The organism is Frankia sp. CcWB2, assembly GCF_977927585.1.
The window spans coordinates 2,633-4,316 of record NZ_CDWRCM010000183.1 but is presented as its reverse complement, the minus strand read 5'-3'; the positions used below and the strand labels follow the sequence as shown (position 1 = coordinate 4,316).

Below are 1,684 nucleotides of genomic sequence, written 5' to 3'. Positions count from 1 at the left end.
ACACCAGTGCGAAGACAGGGACGACGAGCAGTGCCTGCAGCAGCTTCGTCAGGAAGGCGAAGCTGACCAGGACCCCGGCGAACACCAGCCAGCGGGTGCTCGCCTGCTCGATCGCCCGCAACGTCGCGTAGGCCGCGGCGACCAGGAGCAGCACGAGCAGGGCGTCCGGGTTGTTGAACCGGAACATCAGGGCCGCGACCGGGGTCAGGGCCAGCACCGCGCCGGCGAGCAGGCCCGCACCGGCGGAGAATTGCCGCCGCACGGTCTGGTAGAGCAGGCCGACGGTGACGACACCCATCAGCGCCTGGGGCACGAGGATGCTCCAGGCGCTCAGGCCGAAGATCCGGACGGACAGCGCCATGACCCACAGGGAGGCCGGCGGCTTGTCGACCGTGATTGAGTTGGCAGCGTCCGAGGAGCCGTAGAAGAACGCCTTCCAGCTCACCGAGCCGGCCTGGACCGCGGCCGAGTAGAACGCGTTCGCCCATCCCGACGCGCCGAGGCCCCACAGGTAGAGCACACCTGTGCCCACCAGCAGGGTGACCAGTGCTGGTCGGGCCCAGCGGGCGTCCTCGGCGGCCACGTCTTCGGCGGCTACGAGGCCACCGGAGCCGTCGACCGGGGGCCCGGTCTCGGTGGGGGCGTCGGGGGAGGGCACATGGTGGGGCTGGTCCCTGGTCCACGGCATGCGCCGCCGATGTCCAGGGGCCCGACCGCCTCCGGAGAGGGGCACCGGGTCGGTGAGTATGGGCGACATGGGGATCACTGTCGACCGCGGACCTTTCGGCTTCTTGTGATCTACCTGTACGCAGGCTGTGAAGCTCGGTCGGGGTGCGTCGGGCCGGTCAGGCGGGCAGGCTCGGGTGGGACCGTCCCCGAGGGTGGGAGGCATCGGGGCAGCTCGACCATGAAGGCGGTGCGTCCCGGCTCGCTCGTGGCCTGCACGTGCCCGTGATGTGCCTCGACGACGGCGGCGACGATGGCGAGCCCCAGCCCGGTGCTACCGGCGGCGCGGGACCGCGAGCTGTCGCCGCGCGCGAAGCGTTGGAAGACCTCGGGGAGCAGATCCGGGGGGATGCCCGGGCCGTCGTCCACGACCGCGAGGATCGCCGTGGGGCCGCTCACGGTCAGGCTCGCCGTGACCTGGGTGCCCGGCGGCGTGTGGGTGCGGGCGTTGGCCAGCAGGTTCGCGAGAACCTGGTGCAGGCGGGCCGGGTCCCCGGTGACCGTGACCGGCTCCTCGGGCAGGCCGAGGGCGAAGCGGTGGCCCGGGGCGGCCACGTGCGCGTCGCTGACCGCGTCGACGATCAGCCGGGAGACGTCCACCGGTTCCCGGACCAGATCCCGACCGGAGTCGAGCCGGGCGAGCAGCAGCAGGTCGGAGACCAGCGCCGTCATCCGCGCGCTTTCGGACTCGACCCGGCTCATCGCGTAGGTGACGTCCGCGGGGACGTGCTCGCGGGTCCGGCGGGTCAGCTCGGCGTACCCGCTGATCGCCGCGAGCGGAGTGCGCAGTTCGTGGCTGACGTCGGCGAGGAACTGGCGCATCCGCATCTCGCTCGCGTGCCGGGCGGCCAGCGCGGCACCGATGTGGCCGAGCATCCGGTTGAGTGCCGCCCCGACCTGGCCGACCTCTGTGCGCGGGTCGGTGTCGACCTGCGGCACACGCACCGACAGGGCCACC

At 72.4% G+C, this 1,684-nt stretch carries 2 protein-coding genes; both read right to left on the bottom strand.

Translation table 11 applies throughout. From position 1 onward, the window contains the following. On the bottom strand, positions 1-757 hold a 757-nt coding region (locus ACY45C_RS17135; protein ID WP_462188569.1), incomplete at its 3' end, for a glycosyltransferase family 39 protein. A 41-nt stretch (positions 758-798) separates the two neighbouring features. Beyond that, on the bottom strand, positions 799-1,684 hold an 886-nt coding region (locus ACY45C_RS17130; RefSeq protein WP_462188568.1), incomplete at its 5' end, for a sensor histidine kinase.